Below are 19,695 nucleotides of genomic sequence, written 5' to 3'. Positions count from 1 at the left end.
GGGGAGCGGCCGTCAGCCGAGCTCGACGACCATCTTGCCCGTGTTCCCGCCGGAGAAGAGCTCGAGGAAGGCGCCGACGGCGTTCTCGAGGCCGTGGCGGACCGTGGTCTGCCACTGGACCTTGCCCTCGGCGACCCAGGGGAGCACGTGCTTGTAGAACTCCGCCTGGTGGTCCTTCTGGTAGCCGCCGATCGTGAAGCCCTGCAGCTTGAGGCCCTTGATGATGGCGAGGGCCAGGTTGCGCGGGCCAGGGGCCGGCTCGGCGGTGTTCATCTGCGAGATGGCGCCGCACATGACCACGCGTCCGCCGCGGCGCATGGCGCCGAGGGCGGCCTCAAGGGTCTCGCCGCCGACGTTGTCGAAGTAGACGTCCACGCCCTCCGGCGCCGCCTCGGCGAGCTGGCCGGCGATGTCCCCCTTCTTGTAGTCGATGACGGCGTCGAACCCGAGGGACGTCGCGTACTCGCACTTCTCCGGGCCGCCGGCCGAGCCGATAACCCGCTTGGCGCCGAGGAGCTTCGCGAACTGGCCCACGGCGGAGCCCACCGAGCCGGCCGCCGCGGAGACGAAGACCGTGTCGCCCTCCTTGAACTCGCCGATGACCGTGAGGCCCACCCAGGCCGTCAGGCCGGTCATGCCGAGGATGCCGAGGTAGGCGGCCTCGGGGGCCTTCTCAGTGTCGACGGGCGTGACCATCTCGGCGTCGAGCACCACGTAGTCCCGCCAGCCGTAGAAGTGGAGGACCCTGGTGCCCACCGGCAGATCGTCCGAGCGCGAGGCGATGACCTCTCCGACGGCGCCGCCGGTGAGCGGTTCTCCGATCTCGAAGGGCGGGATGTAGGACTCGCGGTCGTCCATGCGGCCGCGCATGTAGGGGTCCACGCTCATGGTGGTGTTCTTGATGAGGACCTGCTCGGCGTTGAGCTCCCAGAGGTCGAGGGTCTTCATCTCGAAGTCGGACTCGCTCGGCGCGCCCTTGGGGCGGGCCGCGAGCGTCACGGCGCGGGTCTGGGTGGGAAGGCTGCTGTCAGTCATCGGGGCTCCTTGGCGGGGTGTGCAGGCGGTTCGGAAAGGCGCTGGGGCCTGGCGCGGGCGGGCGGAACGCGAGACAATCAGCCCACAGGACGCTTTTGGGAGGCGCGATGTTCTGGATCATCGTCACCGCACTCGTCATCGTCGGCTGCTTCGCGGCGGCGTACCTGCTCTCCGTGGATCGGGGGCTGGCGAACCGAAAGGGCATTCCGCCCGAGAGCCGCAGAGAGCTGGCCGACATCCGGCGGCGGATCGACTCGGGCAGAGGGTTCCCCACCCACTGATCCGCCGCCGCGCGTCGCAAGTGTTACGCGTCGGCGACCGTCACCGTGACGTCGATGTTGCCGCGCGTGGCCTTGGAGTACGGGCACATGGCGTGGGCCGCGTCCGCGAGCTCCTGCGCCGCTTCCTCCTCCATGCCGGGAATCCGGACCGTGAGGGTGACGGCGAGGCGGAAGCCGCCGTCGGACGCGTCCTTGAGGAAGTCCACCTTCGACTCGACGGAGGAATCCTCAACCGAGGACTTCTTCTCCCGGGCCACCGCCTTGAGGGCGCCGTGGAAGCACGCGGCGTAGCCGGCCGCGAAGAGCTGCTCGGGGTTGAAGCCGTTGCCCGAGCCGCCCATCGAGGACGGGGCGGCGAGATCCAGGTCCAGTGCGCCGTCGGAGGTGCGCACGTGCCCGTTGCGGGCGTCGCCGGTGGAGAGGGCGTCGATGGAGTAGAGGACGTCAGACATGGCGTGTCCTTTCTCGAGGGGTTCCGGGGCTGTCCCGGAGGGTCTCATTGCGCACAACAGGGCCCGCAGGGAGTTCATTCCCCGCGGACCCTGCGCCGCCGGAACACGGGCTCCTAGCGCTCCCGCTTGGCGCGGTAGTACTCGATGAGCCCGCGTGTGGAGCCGTCCTGCTCGGCGATGGCCTGCTCGTCGCCTGCGATGGCCGGCGCGAGGTCCTTGGCGAGCTTCTTGCCGAGCTCCACGCCCCACTGGTCGAACGAGTCGATGCCCCAGACGATGCCCTCGACGAACACGATGTGCTCGTAGAGCGCGATGAGCTGGCCCAGCGTAGACGGCGTGAGCTTGGGGCCCATGATCGAGGTGGTCGGCTGGTTGCCGTGGAACGTGCGGGCCGGGACGATCGACTCGTCCACGCCCTCAGCCCGGACCTCGTCCGCGGACTTGCCGAAGGCGAGCGCCTTGGTCTGCGCGAAGAAGTTGGCGAGGAACAGCTCGTGGACGTCCTGGTCCCCGTCTTTCGTCTGGTACGCCGGCGTGGCGAACGCGATGAAGTCGCAGGGGATGATCCGGGTGCCCTGGTGGATGAGCTGGTAGAAGGCGTGCTGGCCGTTGGTGCCCGGCTCGCCCCAGAAGATCTCGCCGGTCTCCGTGTCCACGGTGCTGCCGTCCCACTTCACGGACTTGCCGTTGGACTCCATGGTCAGCTGCTGCAGGTAGGCCGGGAAGCGGTGCAGGTGCTGGTCGTAGGGGAGGACCGCGTGCGTCTCGGCGCCCAGGAAGTTGTTGTCCCAGATGTTGAGCATGCCCATGAGCACGGGGACGTTCTTGTGCAGCGGCGCGGTGCGGAAGTGCTCGTCCATCGCGTGGAAGCCCGCGAGCAGCTCCTCGAACACCTTCGGGCCGAGCACGACGGCGAGGACCGTGCCGATCGCGGAGTCCACCGAGTAGCGGCCTCCCACCCAGTCCCAGAATCCGAACGCGTTCTCCGGGTCGATGCCGAACTTCTCGACCTTGTCCAGCGCCGTGGAGACCGCCACGAAGTGCTTGGCGACGGCGCCGGCCTCCTGCCCCTCGCCGATCGCGCCCTTGGCGCGCAGGCCGTCGAGGAGCCACGCCCTCGCCACGCGCGCGTTGGTGAGCGTCTCGAGCGTGGTGAACGTCTTGGAGGCGACGACGACGAGCGTCGTCTCAGGATCCAGGTCCCCGAGCTTCTCGGCCGCGTCGGTGGGATCGATGTTGCTGATGAAGCGGGCCGAGAGGCGCTCGTTCTTGAGCGGCTTGAGCGCCTCGTAGACCATGACGGGACCGAGGTCCGAGCCGCCGATCCCGATGTTGACCACGGTCTCGATCGGCTTGCCTGTGACGCCCTTCCACTCGCCCGAGCGGACCTTGTCCGCGAAGGCGTAGACCTTCTCCAGGACAGCGTGGACGTCGCGGTCCACGTCCTGGCCGTGCACGGCGAGCTCGGGGGAGGCGTCCTTCGGGCGGCGCAGCGCGGTGTGGAGGACCGAGCGGCCCTCGGTGACGTTGATCTTCTCGCCCGCGAACATCGCGTCCCGGCGCTGCTCCACGCCCACGCTCGAGGCGAGGGAGAGGAGCGCGGTCACGATCTCCTCGTTGACGAGGTTCTTGGAGAGGTCCACGAAGAGGTCCGCGGCCTCGAAGGAGAAGGACTCGGCGCGCCGCGGATCGGCCTCGAACTCGGACCGGAGGTCGATGTCGGCGCTGTCGCGGAGCTCTTCGAGCTCCTGCCAGGCGGGGGTCTCGGTGACGTCTGGAATCGAGGATTCGCTCATGCCTCAATTCTCTCCCTGCCGAGGCGTCTGTCCAGTGCCGCCCGTCACTGGGGAAAGGCGTGATCTACGGCACGACACGCGGGGTCGAGGGGATTCTTCTCCGCCGCCCGACAGGGAAGACGCCCGTTATTCCGCCGGTCTTGGGCCGCGTCCCAGGGGGTGAGACGGGGTTGAGAAGATGTCTGATCACGTGATCCGTCACACAGGTGCCCTTCACTTGGGCTACAGTTGCTTCATTGTGAGCCGCCGCACGTGCCGCAAGCAGGCCGTGCACCCTCCGCAGACAGTCCATCCGGGGTCTTCCCGCGTGGCCCCGCGAGGCGGAGGGGCTCCTCATCCTCATCACTCAAGGAGTCGTAATGCGTATCTCGCGTGCATCCAAGATCGTGGGCGTCGCCACGCTGGCCGCCCTCAGCCTGGCCGGCTGCGGCGGCGGAGGGTCCTCGGACTCGTCCGGCGACGCCAACGCGGTCATCACCGTTGACGGAGCGGAGCCTCAGAACCCGCTCGTGCCCACCAACACCGCGGAGACGGGCGGCGGCAACGTCGTCGAGCAGATCTTCAACGGCCTCGTCTCCTATGACGAGAACGGCAAGCCGGTCAACGACCTCGCGCAGTCGATCGAGTCCAAGGACAACAAGACCTGGACCATCAAGATCAAGCCGGGCAAGAAGTTCTCCAACGGGGAGAAGGTCACGGCCAAGAACTTCGTCGACTCCTGGAACTACGGCGCGGCTGCCAAGAACGCGCAGCAGGCCTCGACCTTCTTCGAGCCGATCAAGGGCTATGACGAGGTCTCCGGCGAGGGCTCCACAGCGGACAAGATGTCCGGCCTCAAGGTTGTGGATGACACCACGTTCACCGTGGAGCTCGTCGAGCCGCAGTCCGACTTCCCCCAGCGCCTCGGCTACTCCGCCTACGTCCCGATGCCGGAGTCCGCGTTCAAGGACATGAAGGCGTTCGGCGAGAACCCCGTCGGCTACGGCCCCTACAAGATGAAGGCCAAGGGCGCCTGGCAGCACAACACGCAGATCGAGCTCGTCAAGAACCCGGACTACGACGGTCCGGAGAAGGCGCAGAACGGCGGCATCACGTTCAAGCTGTACCAGAACCCGGACACGGCGTATCAGGATCTCCTCGCCAACAACCTCGACGTCCTGCAGCAGATCCCCACCTCGGCTCTCGCGAACTACAAGTCGGACCTCTCCGACCGCAGCTCGGACAAGCCGTACGCGGGCATCCAGACGATCGCCATCCCGTACTACCTCGACAACTGGAAGGGCGAGGCCGGCAAGCTCCGCCGCCAGGCCCTCTCGCTCGCCATCAACCGCGAGGAGATCACCAAGGTCATCTTCCACGAGACCCGCAAGCCGGCCACCGACTTCACGGCTCCGGTGCTCGAGGGCTACAAGGACCAGCTGCCGGGCTCCGAGAACACGAAGTTCGACGCGAAGAAGGCCAAGGAGCTCTGGGCCCAGGCCGAGAAGATCCAGCCGTACAACAAGTCCCAGAAGCTCACGATCGGCTACAACGCCGACGTGGGAGGCCACAAGAAGTGGGTGGACGCCGTCGCCAACCAGCTCAAGAACAACCTGGGCGTCGAGGTCGAGGGCAAGTCCTACGCCACCTTCAAGGAGGCCCGCACGGACGCCAACGCCGGCAAGCTGACCGGCGCCATCCGCTCCGGATGGCAGGCGGACTACCCGTCCATGTACAACTTCATGGGCCCGACGTTCTCCAAGGGCGCCGCCTCGAACGACTCGCGCTACGACAACCCCGAGTTCCAGGACCTTCTCAAGCAGGGTCTCGGCGCGAAGGACAAGGAGCAGGCCGCCGGCAAGTTCCAGGAGGCCGACTCCAAGCTCCTCGAGGACATGCCCTCGATCCCGCTCTGGTACAACCAGGCGAACGTCGGCTGGTCCGAGAACGTCTCGAACGTCACCACGAGCTGGAACGGCGTTCCGATGTACTACAAGGTCACCAAGCAGGGCTCCTAGTCCTCTGACCGCATCCCAGCCCTCGTGAGCGGAGGGCCGTCCCCGCGGCCCTCCGCTCGGCTGTTCCCACCGAAGGACACCTCCATGAACCACTCCACCCGACCGGGCCTCGCCCCGGCCGCTTCCCGCACCGAGGAGGGATCGCGCGCATGACCTGGTACCTCGTCAAGCGGCTCCTCCAGCTCATCCCCGTCTTCATCGGCGCCACGCTGCTCGTCTACTTCATGGTCTTCATGCTGCCGGGCGATCCTCTGGCCGCCCTCTGCGGCGACAAGGGCTGCACCCCGGGCGTCGCCGCCCAGCTCAAGGAGCAGTACCACCTCAACGACCCGTTCTTCGTCCAGTACCTCAACTACCTCAAGGGCCTCTTCACGGGTGACCTGGGCGTGAACTTCTCCGGCCGCGAGATCAGCTCGATCCTCGCCAAGGCCTTCCCGGTCACGCTGCGCCTCGCCATCATCGCCATCGTCTTCGAGGCGGTCTTCGGCATCGCGTTCGGCCTGTACGCCGGTCTGAAGAAGGGCAAGCTCTTCGACTCGACCGTCCTCGTCCTGTCCCTCGTGGTCATTTCGGTGCCGATCTTCGTGCTCGCGTTCGTCATGCAGTACTTCCTCGGCGTCAAGCTGCACCTCGCCAAGCCGACCGTCTCCAGCGCGGCCTCGTGGAGCGACCTCATCCTCCCCGGCATCGTGCTCGGCCTCGTCTCCTTCGCCTACGTCCTGCGCCTGACGCGCACGTCGGTGGCAGAGAACGCCAATGCCGACTACGTCCGCACGGCGACGGCGAAGGGCCTCACCCGCGGCCGGGTCGTCCGCGTGCACATCCTGCGCAACTCGATGATCCCCGTGGTGACGTTCCTCGGCGCGGACCTCGGAGCGCTCATGGGCGGAGCCGTTGTCACCGAGGGCATCTTCAACGTGCCCGGCATCGGCAACCAGCTCTACAAGGCGCTGACCCTCGGCGACGCTCCCACCGTCGTCTCGATCGTCTCGATCCTCGTGCTCATCTTCTGTGTCACGAACCTGATCGTCGATCTGCTCTACGCCTGGCTCGACCCGAGGATCCGCTATGCCTAAGCGCGCAAAGGACAAGAACGTGAACAACTCGACCCCCGAGAGCGTCGGCGCGCACGCCGTGACCCCGCCTCCCGGACACGAGCAGCGCTCCGGCTCGGAAGGCTCCTCGGCGGCCGCCTCCTCGGCGGCTCCCGCGGAGGCGACGACGGCGCAGGCTGCCGCCGCGCCCGTCCAGGGCACGGCCATCAAGCCGCCCGTGACGCCGAAGACCTCGTCCTACGAGATCGAGCACTACGTGGCGGACATCGACGAGACCCCCGTCTCGGCGACCGACTCGAAGGTGTCCGGCGACGCCCCGCTCAGCCTGTGGAAGGACGCGTGGCGCCAGCTGCGCCGCAAGCCGACGTTCATCGTCTCGGCGCTGCTCATCCTCTTCGCGATCGTCGTCGCGCTCTTCCCGCAGCTGTTCTGGAACCAGGACCCGACGGCGCAGTCCACGCAGTGCCTCCTCCAGAACTCCAACGGCAAGGCGAGCGGCGACCACATCATGGGCTTCACGGCCCAGGGCTGTGACGTGCTCTCGCGCGTCGTCGCGGGAACCCGCGCGTCTCTGACGGTGGGCCTGTTCTCCACGCTCGGCGTGGTGGTGCTCGGCGGCATCATCGGCGCGCTCGCCGGCTACTTCGGCGGCTGGATCGACGCGGTGCTAGCCCGCATCGGCGACATCTTCTTCGCGCTGCCGCTCATCCTCGGCGCGCTCGTCATCATGCAGCTGCCGGTCTTCCGCCAGCACCGCAGCGTGTGGACGATCGTCCTCATCCTCGTGGTCCTCGGCTGGCCGCAGGTGGCCCGCATCATGCGCGGCGCCGTCGTCGAGGTGAGGAACGCGGACTACGTCACGAGCGCCCGCTCGCTCGGGGTGTCCTCGATGGGCATCCTCATGAAGCACATCATCCCGAACGCCATGGCACCGGTCATCGTCATCGCGACGATCTCGCTCGGCACGTTCATCGTGGCGGAGTCCACGCTGTCCTACCTCGGCATCGGCCTCCCGGCGGAGGTCATGAGCTGGGGCAACGACATCTCCGACGGCAAGGACGCGTTCCGCTCCAACCCGATGCCCGTGTTCTGGCCCGGCCTGGCCCTGTCCCTGACGGTTCTCAGCTTCATCATGCTCGGCGACGCCCTGCGTGACGCGCTGGACCCGAAGTCGCGAAAGAAGTGATCGACGTGTCTCACGCAGCACCCTCGAATCCCGGGGCCGAGCGCCCCGAGTCCGGCGCCGCGGGCACGGAGCCCACTGGCGCGGAGCAGTCCTCGTCCCGTGCGGCGGTCTCGGCCGAGAAGCCGCTCCTCGAGGTCAAGGGCCTCGGCATCACCTTCGCCACGAGCGGGGGAGACGTCCACGCCGTCAAGGACGCGAACTTCACGGTCATGCCCGGCGAGACCGTGGCGATCGTGGGCGAGTCCGGCTCGGGCAAGTCCACCTCGGCCCTCGCGGCCATCGGCCTGCTCCCGAGCAACGGCGGCGTCTCCTCCGGCCAGATCATCTTCGACGGCCAGGACATCAGCCACGCCTCGGAGAAGGAGATGGTCAAGCTCCGCGGCAGCCAGATCGGCATGGTCCCGCAGGACCCGATGTCCAACCTGAATCCCGTGTGGAAGATCGGCCACCAGGTCCGCGAGACGCTCAAGGCCAACGGCCTGCCGGACGGGCCGGAGGACGTCGCGCGCGTGCTCTCGCAGGCGGGACTTCCGGATGCGGAGAAGCGCGCCCGCCAGTACCCGCACGAGTTCTCGGGCGGCATGCGGCAGAGGGCGCTCATCGCGATCGGCCTGTCCTGCCAGCCGCGTCTGCTCATTGCGGACGAGCCCACCTCGGCGCTCGACGTCACCGTGCAGCGGACCATCCTCGACCACCTCGACTCGATGACGGCCAAGCTCGGCACCGCCGTGCTGCTCATCACGCACGATCTCGGCCTCGCCGCCGAGCGCGCGCACAAGGTGGTCGTCATGTACAAGGGCCGTGTGGTGGAGTCGGGGCCCGCCCTCGAGCTGCTGCGCAACCCGCAGCACCCGTACACCAAGAAGCTCGTGGACTCGGCGCCGTCGCTGGCGTCCCGCCGCATCCAGGTGGCCAAGGAGGCGGGCGTGCAGTCCCAGGACCTCCTCACCGAGGAGGAGGCCGCGCGCCGCCTGGCCGTGGAGGCCAAGGACTACGTGCAGGTGAAGGACCTGACCAAGGTCTTCAAGCTCCGCGGGGCCTGGGGCAAGTCGGAGGACTTCACGGCGGTCAACGGCGTGAGCTTCTCCATCCCCAAGGGCACGACGACGGCGGTCGTGGGCGAGTCCGGCTCCGGCAAGTCGACCGTGGCCCGGATGCTGCTGGGCCTGGAGAGCATCACCTCAGGCTCCATCGAGTTCGACGGGAAGGACGTGGCCCGCCTCAAGGGCCGGGACCTGTTCCGGTTCCGCCGCCGCGTGCAGCCGATCTTCCAGGACCCGTACGGCTCGCTCGATCCGATGTACAACATCTTCCGCACCATCGAGGAGCCGATGCGCATCCACAAGGTGGGCTCGGCGAAGGAGCGGGAGAAGAAGGTCCGCGAGCTGCTGGACCAGGTTTCGCTGCCTCAGACCATGATGGCGCGGTACCCGAACGAGCTCTCCGGCGGTCAGCGCCAGCGCGTGGCCATCGCGCGGGCCCTGGCTCTCAACCCGGAGCTCGTGGTCTGCGACGAGGCGGTGTCTGCTCTCGACGTGCTCGTTCAGGCGCAGATCCTCAACCTCCTCGCGGAGCTGCAGCACGAGCTCGGCCTGACGTACCTCTTCATCACGCACGATCTCGCGGTGGTCCGCCAGATCGCCGACAACGTCTGCGTCATGGAGCGGGGCAAGCTGGTCGAGTCCGGCACCACGGACGGCGTCTTCGAGAACCCGAAGACGCCGTACACCCAGCAGCTCCTCGCCGCCATCCCGGGCGCGGGCCTCATGCTCCCGCCCGAGGCCGCGTAGGCAGGCTGAGCGCAAGGCTGCCGGAGCACAAGGCTGTCAGAGCACAAGGGCAGCAGGTCCGAAGGCCAGAGGAGAAGGGCCGTCACCTCAGGGTGGCGGCCCTTCTCTTTGCTCTCCGCCGTGCCCCCTCGCCGTGCCTCCCCGCCGTGCCTCCCCGCCGTGCCTCCCCCCCCCCCCCGTCCGCGCGCCATTCCGCGCGCCCGCATTCGCGTGTTCGCGGGATTGTCTCAGCTTCTGTTGTGGCCATGGAGGTGGATACTCAAATGACCTTCCAGGCAAATCCGTACCAAAAATGGTTCGCTTTTGCCCGGAAGTGTTCCGGAAACTACCCTCCGCGAGCTGGGTCGGGCTGTTACGTTCGCCTCCCTGAACGCCTCCCCGAACGCCTCCCTGGGTGGCTCGCTGCCGTGGTCTCCTTGGCTGGCCCGGCCAGCCTCCTCGACCGGCCCAGCCGTCCCAGCTGGCCTCCTCGACTGCCCGGAGCTCATTCCCGAAGCGTTCCAGGCGCAGTGGGCCTCCGGGCGCCCGTGCGGAGGAGACGGGGAGGAGACGGGGAGGAGGGGCATGATGCGCTCGAAAAGCCCCCGGCGTCGATAACAAAACGGTAACAACTTCTTGTGATATGCCTATGGAAATCATCTGATTGATCAATAGCCTAAAGAAGTGAGGTGTCTGCGCTGAGGCGTGCGCCCGGTTCTGACAGTCGTGGGACTGTCGCCGGACGGGGCGTAAGCTCCGCGCCGACACCGGCAAGGCACAGTCGGAAAACGGAAGAGACATGGACTCATCCCACAAGAACCTGAAGCCCGAAGCGGCTGGGGCGGATTCTCCCGCTGCGCCCCGCCGCGCCGCAGACTCGCCGCCCGGCACCGGAGACACGGCTCCTGGCGTCGAAGGGACGGCGCCCGGCGAGCGCGAGACCACGCGGGGGAGTGGAGCAAGAGACGGCGCCGCGGCAGCCGCGGCGAACGCAGCGACGGACTCTCCTGACGTCCGTGACCCGGACTCGCGCCGGGGACGCGGCGCCGCCCGCAGCGGCGTGAAGCGCGGCGTGTTCTGGCCCTCGGCGGTCATCATCGCGCTGTTCATCGGCTGGACGCTCCTGTTCCCGGACCAGTCCTCCACGGCGATCGCCGCGATCCAGAAGAACGTGATCGGCGGCTTCGGCTGGTACTACGTCCTCATCGTCGCGGTGTTCGTGGCGTTCGCCCTCTGGGTGGGCCTGTCCCGCTTCGGCGACATCAAGCTCGGCAAGGACGACGACGAGCCCGCCTTCTCCCTCCGCTCCTGGTTCGCGCTCCTCTTCGCGGCCGGCATGGGCATCGGCCTCGTCTTCTGGGGCGCCGCCGAGCCCCTGTCCCACTTCGCGTCACCGCCGCCCGGGCAGGGAGGCGACCAGACCGCCGTCGCCCAGCGGGCCATGACGCAGACGTTCCTCCACTGGGGGCTGCACGCCTGGAGCATCTACGTGATCGTGGGGCTCGGCGTGGCGTACTCGGTGCACCGCCGAGGCAACCCCATCTCGATCCGCTGGGCGCTCGAGCCGCTCTTCGGCAAGCGCATCCGCGGCGCGTGGGGCGACACGATCGACGTCGTCGCGCTCGTCGGCACGCTCTTCGGCGTGGCGACCTCGCTCGGCCTCGGCGTCATGCAGATCTCCGCGGGCCTGGAGCACGAGAACATCGCCAAGGCCACGCAGACCACGCAGATCGGGCTCATCATCGGCATCACGGTGCTGACGATCGCCTCGGTGGTCTCCGGCGTGGACAAGGGCATGAAGTGGCTCTCCAACATCAACCTCGTCATCGCGGCGGTCCTGCTCGTCGTCGTGCTCTTCGCGGGCCCCACGCTGTTCATCCTGCGCGAGTTCGTGCAGTCGATCGGCAACTACCTGCAGAACGTCGTCGGACTCACGTTCAACACGTTCGCGCTCCGTGGCGCGGACGGCGAGAAGTGGCAGGCCTCCTGGAGCACGTTCTACTGGGGCTGGTGGATCTCCTGGGCGCCCTTCGTGGGCGTGTTCATCGCGCGCGTCTCCAAGGGCCGCTCGGTCCGGGAGTTCGTCGGCGGCGTGCTCGTGGTGCCGACCCTCGTCACGTTCCTCTGGTTCTCGGTCCTCGGCGGCAGCGCCCTGTACCGCGAGCTCAAGGGCGGCGGCGGGCTCGTCGGCAAGGGCGGAGCGGTTGACGTCAACAACGTCCTCTTCGACATGCTCGGCGACATGCCGGGCGGACCGGCCCTCATCGTCGGAGCGCTGCTGCTCGTGGCGGTCTTCTTCATCACCTCCGCTGACTCCGGCGCCATGGTGATGGGCATGATCGCCTCCGGCGGCGACACCGAGCCGAAGCCGTGGCTGCGCGTTTTCTGGGCGGTCGCCGCGGCGGCCATCGCCATCGCGCTCCTCACGGGCGACGGGCTGACCACCATCCAGACGGTCGCCGTCCTCACGGCGCTGCCGTTCTCCGTGGTCATGGTGCTCATGGCCGCCTCGACGGCGCTCGCGTTCCACCGCGAGCACGAGGCGCGGCTGCGGTTCGAGCGCGCCCAGTTCCGGGACGCGATGACCCGGCACGTGAAGGGCAGCGTCCACGACTCGGTCCACGGCTGGATCGACGAGCGCGTCGGCGCCCACTTCGAGGACGCCGGCATCGAGTCGGGCCTCGACGGCGGGCGCTCCCGCGGCTCCTCCGCCGTTCGGCGCTAGCCGCCTGGCGAAGGGCCCCTTGACGAAGGGCCTCTTGGCGAAGGGCCGCCGACCCGAACCCCGGGTCGGCGGCCCTTTCCGCATTCCCGGGTAGAATCGAGCAGGGCGATCCGCGTTGGGCGGACCGCCGATGAGACGAGGCCGCCGCAGCCGAGCGCCGCACCGCAGCAGGCGCCGCCGGAAGGCCGCAACCGACAGGAATCGAGCCTTATCCGCATGAGTGAAACCACCTCGGCACAGCGCGCCGTCCGCGAGGACCTGCGCAACGTCGCGATCGTCGCGCACGTTGACCACGGCAAGACCACGCTCGTGGACGCCATGCTCCGCCAGACGGGCGCCTTCTCCACCCACGGCGAGGTCGAAGACCGCGTCATGGACTCGGGGGACCTCGAGAAGGAGAAGGGCATCACGATCCTCGCGAAGAACACCACGGTGTTCTACTCGGGCCCCTCCGCCAACGGCGAGAACATCACCATCAACGTCATCGACACCCCGGGCCACGCGGACTTCGGCGGCGAGGTGGAGCGCGGCCTGTCCATGGTGGACGGCGTCGTCCTCCTCGTGGACGCATCCGAGGGCCCGCTCCCGCAGACCCGCTTCGTGCTCCGCAAGGCGCTCGCCGCGGACAAGCCGGTCATCCTCGTGGTCAACAAGACGGACCGCCCGGACGCCCGGATCGACGGGGTCGTCTCCGACTCGATGGACCTCCTCCTCGGCCTCGCCTCGGACCTCATCGACGACGTCCCGGACATCGACATGGACAAGGTCCTCGACGTCCCCGTGGTCTACGCGTCCGGCAAGAACGGCAAGGCCTCCACGGAGCAGCCGGCGGACGGCGACCTCCCGGACTCCGAGGACCTCGAGCCGCTCTTCAAGACGATCATCGAGCACATTCCGGCGCCCACGTATGACGCGGACGGCGTCCTCCAGGCGCACGTGACCAACCTCGACGCCTCGCCGTTCCTCGGCCGCCTCGCCCTCCTGCGCATCTACAACGGCACCCTCAAGAAGGGCCAGCAGGTCGCCTGGGCCCGTCATGACGGCTCCCTCAAGCAGGTCAAGATCACCGAGCTGCTCGCCACGAAGGGCCTCTCGCGCGAGCCCGCCGAGTCGGCCGGTCCGGGCGAGATCGTCGCCGTCGCCGGCATCGAGGACATCACGATCGGCGAGACGCTGACGGACCTCGAGAACCCGCAGCCGCTCCCGCTCATCACGGTGGACGACCCGGCCATCTCGATGACCGTCGGCATCAACACCTCGCCGCTCGCGGGCAAGGTCAAGGGCGCCAAGGTCACGGCCCGCCAGGTCAAGGACCGCCTGGACAAGGAGCTCATCGGCAACGTCTCGCTCAAGGTCCTCCCGACCGAGCGCCCGGACGCCTGGGAGGTCCAGGGCCGCGGCGAGCTCGCGCTCGCGATCCTCGTGGAGCAGATGCGCCGCGAGGGCTTCGAGCTGACCGTGGGCAAGCCGCAGGTGGTCACCAAGACGGTCGACGGCACGCTGCACGAGCCGATGGAGCACATGACCATCGACGTCCCCGAGGAGTTCCTCGGCGCCGTCACCCAGCTCATGGCCGGCCGCAAGGGCCGCATGGCGAGCATGTCCAACCACGGCACGGGCTGGGTCCGTATGGAGTTCACAGTCCCGGCGCGCGGCCTCATCGGCTTCCGCACCAAGTTCCTCACGGAGACCCGAGGCGCGGGCATCGCGTCCTCCTACTCCGAGGGCTACGAGCCGTGGGCCGGCGACATCGAGTACCGCCAGTCCGGCTCGCTCATCTCGGACCGCGCCGGCTCGGCCACGCCGTTCGCGATGATCAACCTCCAGGAGCGCGGCACGTTCTTCATCGACCCGCAGTCCGAGGTGTACGAGGGCATGATCGTCGGCGAGAACTCCCGCGCGGACGACATGGACGTCAACATCACCAAGGAGAAGAAGCTCACCAACATGCGCTCCTCCACGGCGGACACCTTCGAGGGCCTCACCCCGCCGAAGAAGCTCACCCTCGAGGAGTCCCTCGAGTTCGCCCGCGAGGACGAGTGCGTGGAGATCACCCCGGAGGCCATTCGCATCCGCAAGGTGATCCTCTCCGCCACGGACCGCGTCAAGGCGGCCCGCTCCGGCAAGAAGGGCTGACGCCCGGCGAGCCGGGCTCGGAACGTCGAGCCTGACCGGTCGGTCCAGCACAGCGGAAGGGCCGCGGAGCACATGCTCCGCGGCCCTTCCGCGTGTCCGGCGCCTGCCGGCTGTCAGATCTCCCCGAGGCTCGGGAACTCCTTCGACTCGCCCTCGCTCCGCTCGCGGACGGAGGAGGCGGGTCCGACGACGGCGGGGTCCGGCTCGTGGACATACGCCGGGTTCTTGCCCGGGTAGTCCAGCTGGTTGAGCACGTGGCGCATGGCCTCGAGGCGGGCGCGCTTCTTGTCATTGGACTTGACCACGGTCCACGGCGTGCGCGGCGTGTCCGTGTAGAAGAACATGGCCTCCTTGGCCTCGGTGTAGTCGTCCCACTTGTCCAGCGAGGCGAGGTCCGTGGGGGAGAGCTTCCACTGCTTCACCGGGTCCGTCTCCCGTCCTGCGAAGCGGGCGAGCTGCTCCTCGCGGCCCACGGAGAACCAGAACTTGATGACGTGGATGCCGTTGTTCTGCAGCATCTTCTCCACGACGGGAGCCTCGCGGAGGAACTCCTCGTACTCTTCGGGCGTGCAGTAGCCCATGACGCGCTCCACGCCGGCGCGGTTGTACCAGGAGCGGTCCATCATGACGATCTCGCCGCCGGAGGGCAGGTGCTCGATGTAGCGCTGGAAGTACCACTGGGTCTGCTCGGCCTCGGTGGGCTTCTCGAGCGCGACGATCCGGGCGCCGCGGGGGTTGAGGTGCTCGTTGAAGCGCTTGATGGCGCCGCCCTTGCCGGCGGCGTCCCGGCCCTCGAAGATGATGAGGACCTTCTGGCCCGTCTCCTTCACCCACATCTGGAGCTTGAGCAGCTCGATCTGGAGCTTGCGCTTCTCCTTCTCGTACGCGTCCCGGGAGAGCTTCTTGTCATACGGGTAGTCGATGCGCCAAGCGTCATTGTTCTTGCGCATCGGCGTGCCGGAGCCGTCCTTGCCGCGCTGTGCGGAGGCCACCTGCGCGGACGCCACCTGCTCAGAGGGGCCCTGGGCGCCGAGTTCGCGGAGCTCGTCCAGTTCGCCCGCGTAGTCCACCGTGACGGACTTGCCCTGGGCGGCGCGAACGCGCGACTGCTCCTCGAGGGCCTTCTGCGCGCCCTCCGGGCGGGGGATCGAATCGGACGTGCGGGTCTTCTTGCTCTTGGCCATGGGCTGGGCCTTTCCTCGGGGGCGGGCGGAGACTCGCCCTCCGCTCGGGCGGAGGGATTCTCATATTCTACGCCGCGTAGAAATGCTTTCCCAGTCGGAGGGGTCTGGGGTGGTGTGCGGCGCGTCGGGAGGCGGCTCGGGCCCGCCAGGTCAGGCCCGGTCCCGGTAGTGCGCGAGGAACAGGGAGGTCGGCTCGCCCTCCGGGTCCGGCTCGCGCAGGGCGTACTCCTCCATGACCTCGCGGATGCGGCCCATCATCTCGGCGCGGTCCTCGGGGGTGAGCTTCACGCCGAGGCGCCAGATGTCCATGTCGTCCGATTCCAGCTCGCGCGTCTCCTCGAGGAACGTCTCGATGAGCACGTGGGAGACGTTGGGGATGTGCCGCCCCCACGTGGCGCCGGTGGAGCGGTAGGGGATCTCGCGGGCGCCGCGCTTGCCGGTGCGAGGCTCCTCGGCGGCGAGGAAGCCCGCGGCCACGAGCGTGCGCACGTGGTGGAGCGTGGTGGCCGGGTTCATCTCGAGGAGATCGGCGATCTCCTTGTTGGTCCGGGACTCGTGGAGACAGGCGCGCAGGATGCGGAAGCGCACGGGCGAGCTGAGGGCTCTGGCCCGCGCTTGGAAATCGGCATCGAACGCGGCGTCTGTCATGGCCTCCATCATAGCGATTGGGCCTTTCCGATGGCTTCGGGGCCCTTCAGATCTGCTCCGAATCGTCCGGCCTGCCGCCGTTCCGCGCGCGCCGCGCCGGGGGAGGGGGAACCGGCTTCGCCGCGACGATCCGGCGCTTCTCGACGGTGCGCAGCTCGCCGCTCCGGGTCTCGAGGACCACGGATGTGGAATTCCTCTCACGGAGGACCCCGAGCACGTCGGTGAGTGTGTGGCGGCCGCCGTCGTCGTCGATCCGGAACCGCACGGAGAAGCGCGTGCCGAGCGGGGCCGCGTTGAGGGGGTGGGGCTCTGAATGCGTCACGTGACCATTCTCTAATGCCCCTGCCGAATCCGTGCGCCCGGACTAGAATGTCGGAGAGTCTGAGAAGCCGTTCGAGTGGAAAGTTGGCAGAACCCGTGACGTATGTGATCGCCCAGCCGTGCGTGGACGTCAAGGACAAGGCATGCATCGAGGAATGCCCGGTCGACTGCATCTACGAGGGCGAGCGCACCCTCTACATCCACCCCGACGAGTGCGTGGACTGCGGCGCCTGCGAGCCCGTCTGCCCCGTCGAGGCCATCTACTACGAGGACGACGTCCCCGACGAGTGGTCCGAGTACTACAAGGCCAACGTCGAGTTCTTCGACGAGATCGGCTCCCCGGGCGGAGCCGCCAAGCTCGGCAACACCGGCAAGGACCACCCGTTCGTCCTCGCCCTGCCCCCGCAGAACCAGTAGGAGCCCCATGAGCGCCAGCCGCGCCTTCGGCCTCGATCTCCCCGACTACCCCTGGGGCCAGCTCGCGCCGTACCGCACGCGCGCGGCTGAGCATCCCGGCGGCACGGCGGACCTCTCCATCGGCACGCCCGTGGACCCCACGCCGCAGTTCGTCCAGGATGCGCTCGCGGCGGCCTCCGACGCTCCCGGCTATCCGACGACGGACGGTCCCGAGTCCCTCCGCTCCGCCATCGCGGACTGGTTCGCGCGCCGCCGCGGGGCCGTGGGCCTCACCCCGGAGGCCGTCATGCCCACGGTGGGCTCCAAGGAGCTCGTCGCCTGGCTGCCGCTGCTGCTGGGCCTGGGCCCCGGGGATGTCGTGGTCCGTCCCGAGGCCGCGTACCCCACCTATGACATCGGCGCTCGGCTCGCGGGCGCAGAGGCCGTGGCCGCGGACTCCCTCTCCGACCTCGACGACGGCGTCCGCTCCCGCGTGCGCCTCGTCTGGGTGAACTCGCCCGGGAACCCCACCGGCATGGTTCGCGACGCCGAGAGCCTGCGCGAGCTCGTGGACGAGGCCCGTGCCCTCGGCGCCGTCGTGGCCTCGGACGAGTGCTACGCGGAGCTCGGCTGGGACGAGTGGGACGAGGAGCTCGGCGGCGAGCGCGTCCCCTCGGTGCTGGACCCTCGCGTCTGCGGGGACTCGCACGAGCGCCTGCTCGCCGTGTACTCGCTCTCCAAGCAGTCCAACCTCGCCGGCTACCGCGCCTCGTTCGTGGCGGGGGACCGGGACCTCGTGCGCAACCTCGTGAACTCCCGCAAGCACGCCGGGATGATCGTGCCCAAGCCCGTCCAGGCGGCGCTCGAGGCGGCCGTCCAGGAGGACCCGCACGTGAGGGCGCAGAAGGCGCTGTACCGGGAGAGGCGCGCGATCCTCAAGCCCGCGCTCGAGGAGTACGGCTTCAGGATCGAGGGCTCGCAAGCCGGGCTCTACCTCTGGTGCACCTTGGGCGAGCCCGCGTTCGAGACCATCGGCCGCCTCGCGGACCTCGGGATCGTGGCGGGCCCGGGCGTGTTCTACGGGGACGCCGGGGCGCAGTTCGTCCGGATCGCGCTGACCGCCCCCACCGAGCGCGTGCAGGCGGCGGCCGAGAGGCTGCGCGCGGCTGCCCGCTGAGCGGCCGGGGCGCCGTCGGCCCTGACCGGGGGCGTGTAGGCTCCCTTCCTGTCCGATTTGAGACCCGTCACCTCGGGCCTCAGCGGGGCGTTCGGATTCGTTTTCGCAACCTCCCGGCGGGTAGGTTTGGATCTGACGTCGAACCGCGAGGCACCTCCACGCCGCGGTTCGCAGACCAACGACTTCTCACGATCACGAGGGGAAAACATGTCTGAGCAGAATGCTGCAAGCCTCAGCTTCGGCGGCAGCGAGCTTGAGCTCAACGCGGTGCCCGCTGTCGAGGGCAACCAGGGCCTCGGCATCGGCAAGCTGCTGTCCTCCACGGGCGCGGTGACGTATGACCCCGGCTTCGTGAACACGGCGGCCACCAAGTCCGCCATCACCTACATCGACGGCGCGGAGGGCATCCTCCGCTACCGCGGCTATCCGATCGAGCAGCTCGCCCAGGGCTCCACATTCATCGAGACCGCCTACCTCCTCATCTACGGCAACCTGCCGTCGGCGAGCGAGCTCGAGGCGTTCGACCAGCGGATCCGCCGCCACACCCTCCTCCACGAGGAGCTCAAGGGCTTCTTCGGCGGCTTCCCGCGGGACGCGCACCCCATGCCGGTGCTCTCCTCGGCCGTCTCCGCGCTGTCCACCTTCTACCAGGACTCGCTGGACCCGAAGAACCCGGAGCACGTGGAGCTCTCCACCGTGCGCCTCCTCGCCAAGATGCCGGTCATCGCGGCATACGCGCACAAGAAGTCCATCGGCCAGCCGATGCTCTACCCGGACAACTCGATGGGCCTCGTGGAGAACTTCCTCCGCCTGTCCTTCGGCACGCCGGCCGAGCCGTACGAGCCGGACCCGCTCATCGTCAAGGCGCTGGACCAGCTCCTCATCCTCCACGCGGACCACGAGCAGAACTGCTCCACGTCCACGGTCCGCCTGGTCGGATCTGCGGACGCCAACATGTTCGCGTCCGTCTCCGCGGGCATCAACGCCCTGTTCGGCCCCCTCCACGGCGGCGCCAACGAGGCCGTCCTCAACATGCTCCGCAAGATCAAGGCTGAGGGCATCTCGCCTGAGGAGTTCATGGAGAAGGTCAAGCGCAAGGAGGACGGGGTCAAGCTCATGGGCTTCGGCCACCGGGTCTACAAGAACTACGACCCGCGCGCTCGCATCGTCAAGAAGACCGCCGACGAGATCCTCGAGAAGCTCGGCGGCAACGACGAGCTTCTCGACATCGCCAAGCGCCTCGAGGAGAAGGCCCTCGCGGACGACTACTTCATCGAGCGCAAGCTCTACCCGAACGTGGACTTCTACACGGGCCTCATCTACAAGGCGATGGGCTTCCCGGAGAAGATGTTCACCGTCCTCTTCGCCATGGGCCGCCTCCCGGGCTGGATCGCCCAGTGGCGCGAGCTCATGGAAGACCCGGAGAAGAAGATCGGCCGTCCGCGCCAGATCTACACGGGCGAGACGGAGCGTCAGTACCCGGGCATGTGATCCCGGCGGCAGACGGACTGCCTGCTTTCGACTTCACCGCGGCGGC

General features: G+C 68.3%; 16 protein-coding genes. 10 read left to right on the top strand and 6 right to left on the bottom strand.

Annotation, left to right across the window (positions count from 1 at the left end; genetic code table 11):
* Window positions 1-12: 12 nt before the first annotated feature.
* Window positions 13-1,035, bottom strand: a complete 1,023-nt coding sequence (locus tag H9I38_RS05255) for an NADP-dependent oxidoreductase (protein WP_226337710.1) — start codon at window positions 1,033-1,035, stop codon at window positions 13-15.
* A gap of 107 nt (window positions 1,036-1,142) precedes the next feature.
* On the opposite strand from H9I38_RS05255, the gene H9I38_RS05250 reads away from it, so the two are divergent.
* Window positions 1,143-1,316: a hypothetical protein gene (locus H9I38_RS05250; protein ID WP_226337709.1), complete on the top strand. Its 174-nt coding sequence runs from the start codon at window positions 1,143-1,145 to the stop codon at window positions 1,314-1,316.
* A gap of 23 nt (window positions 1,317-1,339) precedes the next feature.
* Here the strand turns inward: H9I38_RS05250 and H9I38_RS05245 are convergent, their stop codons facing one another.
* A complete protein-coding gene (locus tag H9I38_RS05245; protein ID WP_226337708.1) occupies window positions 1,340-1,768 on the bottom strand; it encodes an organic hydroperoxide resistance protein in 429 nt (142 codons plus the stop codon).
* A gap of 113 nt (window positions 1,769-1,881) precedes the next feature.
* Window positions 1,882-3,564: a glucose-6-phosphate isomerase gene (gene pgi / locus H9I38_RS05240; protein ID WP_226337707.1), complete on the bottom strand. Its 1,683-nt coding sequence runs from the start codon at window positions 3,562-3,564 to the stop codon at window positions 1,882-1,884.
* Between the two features lie 359 nt (window positions 3,565-3,923).
* On the opposite strand from pgi, the gene H9I38_RS05235 reads away from it, so the two are divergent.
* From H9I38_RS05235 to typA, 6 genes are all read left to right on the top strand, one after another.
* Window positions 3,924-5,561 (top strand): peptide ABC transporter substrate-binding protein, encoded by a 1,638-nt coding sequence (locus H9I38_RS05235; RefSeq protein ID WP_226337706.1) that lies wholly within the window; start codon window positions 3,924-3,926, stop codon window positions 5,559-5,561.
* A 149-nt stretch (window positions 5,562-5,710) separates the two neighbouring features.
* Window positions 5,711-6,637 (top strand): ABC transporter permease, encoded by a 927-nt coding sequence (locus H9I38_RS05230; protein ID WP_226337705.1) that lies wholly within the window; start codon window positions 5,711-5,713, stop codon window positions 6,635-6,637.
* Between the two features lie 196 nt (window positions 6,638-6,833).
* A complete protein-coding gene (locus H9I38_RS05225; RefSeq protein ID WP_413463524.1) occupies window positions 6,834-7,802 on the top strand; it encodes an ABC transporter permease in 969 nt (322 codons plus the stop codon).
* A gap of 149 nt (window positions 7,803-7,951) precedes the next feature.
* Window positions 7,952-9,592: a dipeptide ABC transporter ATP-binding protein gene (locus tag H9I38_RS05220; RefSeq protein ID WP_226337938.1), complete on the top strand. Its 1,641-nt coding sequence runs from the start codon at window positions 7,952-7,954 to the stop codon at window positions 9,590-9,592.
* A 778-nt stretch (window positions 9,593-10,370) separates the two neighbouring features.
* Window positions 10,371-12,296, top strand: coding sequence for a BCCT family transporter (locus H9I38_RS05215; protein WP_226337703.1), 1,926 nt, complete (start codon window positions 10,371-10,373; stop codon window positions 12,294-12,296).
* Between the two features lie 216 nt (window positions 12,297-12,512).
* Entirely contained in the window at window positions 12,513-14,432 is a 1,920-nt protein-coding gene (gene typA / locus H9I38_RS05210) for a translational GTPase TypA (RefSeq protein WP_226337702.1), read from the top strand.
* Window positions 14,433-14,545: 113 nt separating this feature from the next.
* Here the strand turns inward: typA and ppk2 are convergent, their stop codons facing one another.
* The 3 genes from ppk2 to H9I38_RS05195 form a co-directional block, all read right to left on the bottom strand.
* Entirely contained in the window at window positions 14,546-15,616 is a 1,071-nt protein-coding gene (gene ppk2 / locus H9I38_RS05205) for a polyphosphate kinase 2 (protein WP_226337701.1), read from the bottom strand.
* A 150-nt stretch (window positions 15,617-15,766) separates the two neighbouring features.
* Window positions 15,767-16,264, bottom strand: coding sequence for an ArsR/SmtB family transcription factor (locus H9I38_RS05200; protein ID WP_226337700.1), 498 nt, complete (start codon window positions 16,262-16,264; stop codon window positions 15,767-15,769).
* 46 nt (window positions 16,265-16,310) lie between these two features.
* Window positions 16,311-16,586, bottom strand: a complete 276-nt coding sequence (locus tag H9I38_RS05195) for a hypothetical protein (protein WP_226337699.1) — start codon at window positions 16,584-16,586, stop codon at window positions 16,311-16,313.
* A gap of 95 nt (window positions 16,587-16,681) precedes the next feature.
* Here H9I38_RS05195 and fdxA point away from each other — a divergent pair, with 95 nt between their 5' ends.
* The 3 genes from fdxA to H9I38_RS05180 all read left to right on the top strand — a co-directional run bounded on the left by fdxA (window position 16,682) and on the right by H9I38_RS05180 (window position 19,649).
* Window positions 16,682-17,002 carry a ferredoxin gene (gene fdxA, locus H9I38_RS05190; RefSeq protein WP_226337937.1) on the top strand — a complete coding sequence of 107 codons (321 nt, stop codon included), beginning with the start codon at window positions 16,682-16,684 and terminating at the stop codon, window positions 17,000-17,002.
* Between the two features lie 7 nt (window positions 17,003-17,009).
* Window positions 17,010-18,158, top strand: a complete 1,149-nt coding sequence (gene dapC, locus H9I38_RS05185; protein ID WP_226337698.1) for a succinyldiaminopimelate transaminase — start codon at window positions 17,010-17,012, stop codon at window positions 18,156-18,158.
* A gap of 207 nt (window positions 18,159-18,365) precedes the next feature.
* Window positions 18,366-19,649 (top strand): citrate synthase, encoded by a 1,284-nt coding sequence (locus H9I38_RS05180; protein ID WP_226337697.1) that lies wholly within the window; start codon window positions 18,366-18,368, stop codon window positions 19,647-19,649.
* Window positions 19,650-19,695: the final 46 nt, after the last annotated feature.

The organism is Arthrobacter sp. UM1 (assembly GCF_020483305.1).
Lineage (GTDB): Bacteria > Actinomycetota > Actinomycetes > Actinomycetales > Micrococcaceae > Falsarthrobacter.
Note: the sequence above shows the minus strand (reverse complement) of the source record. Positions and strands in the feature narration are given on the sequence as shown.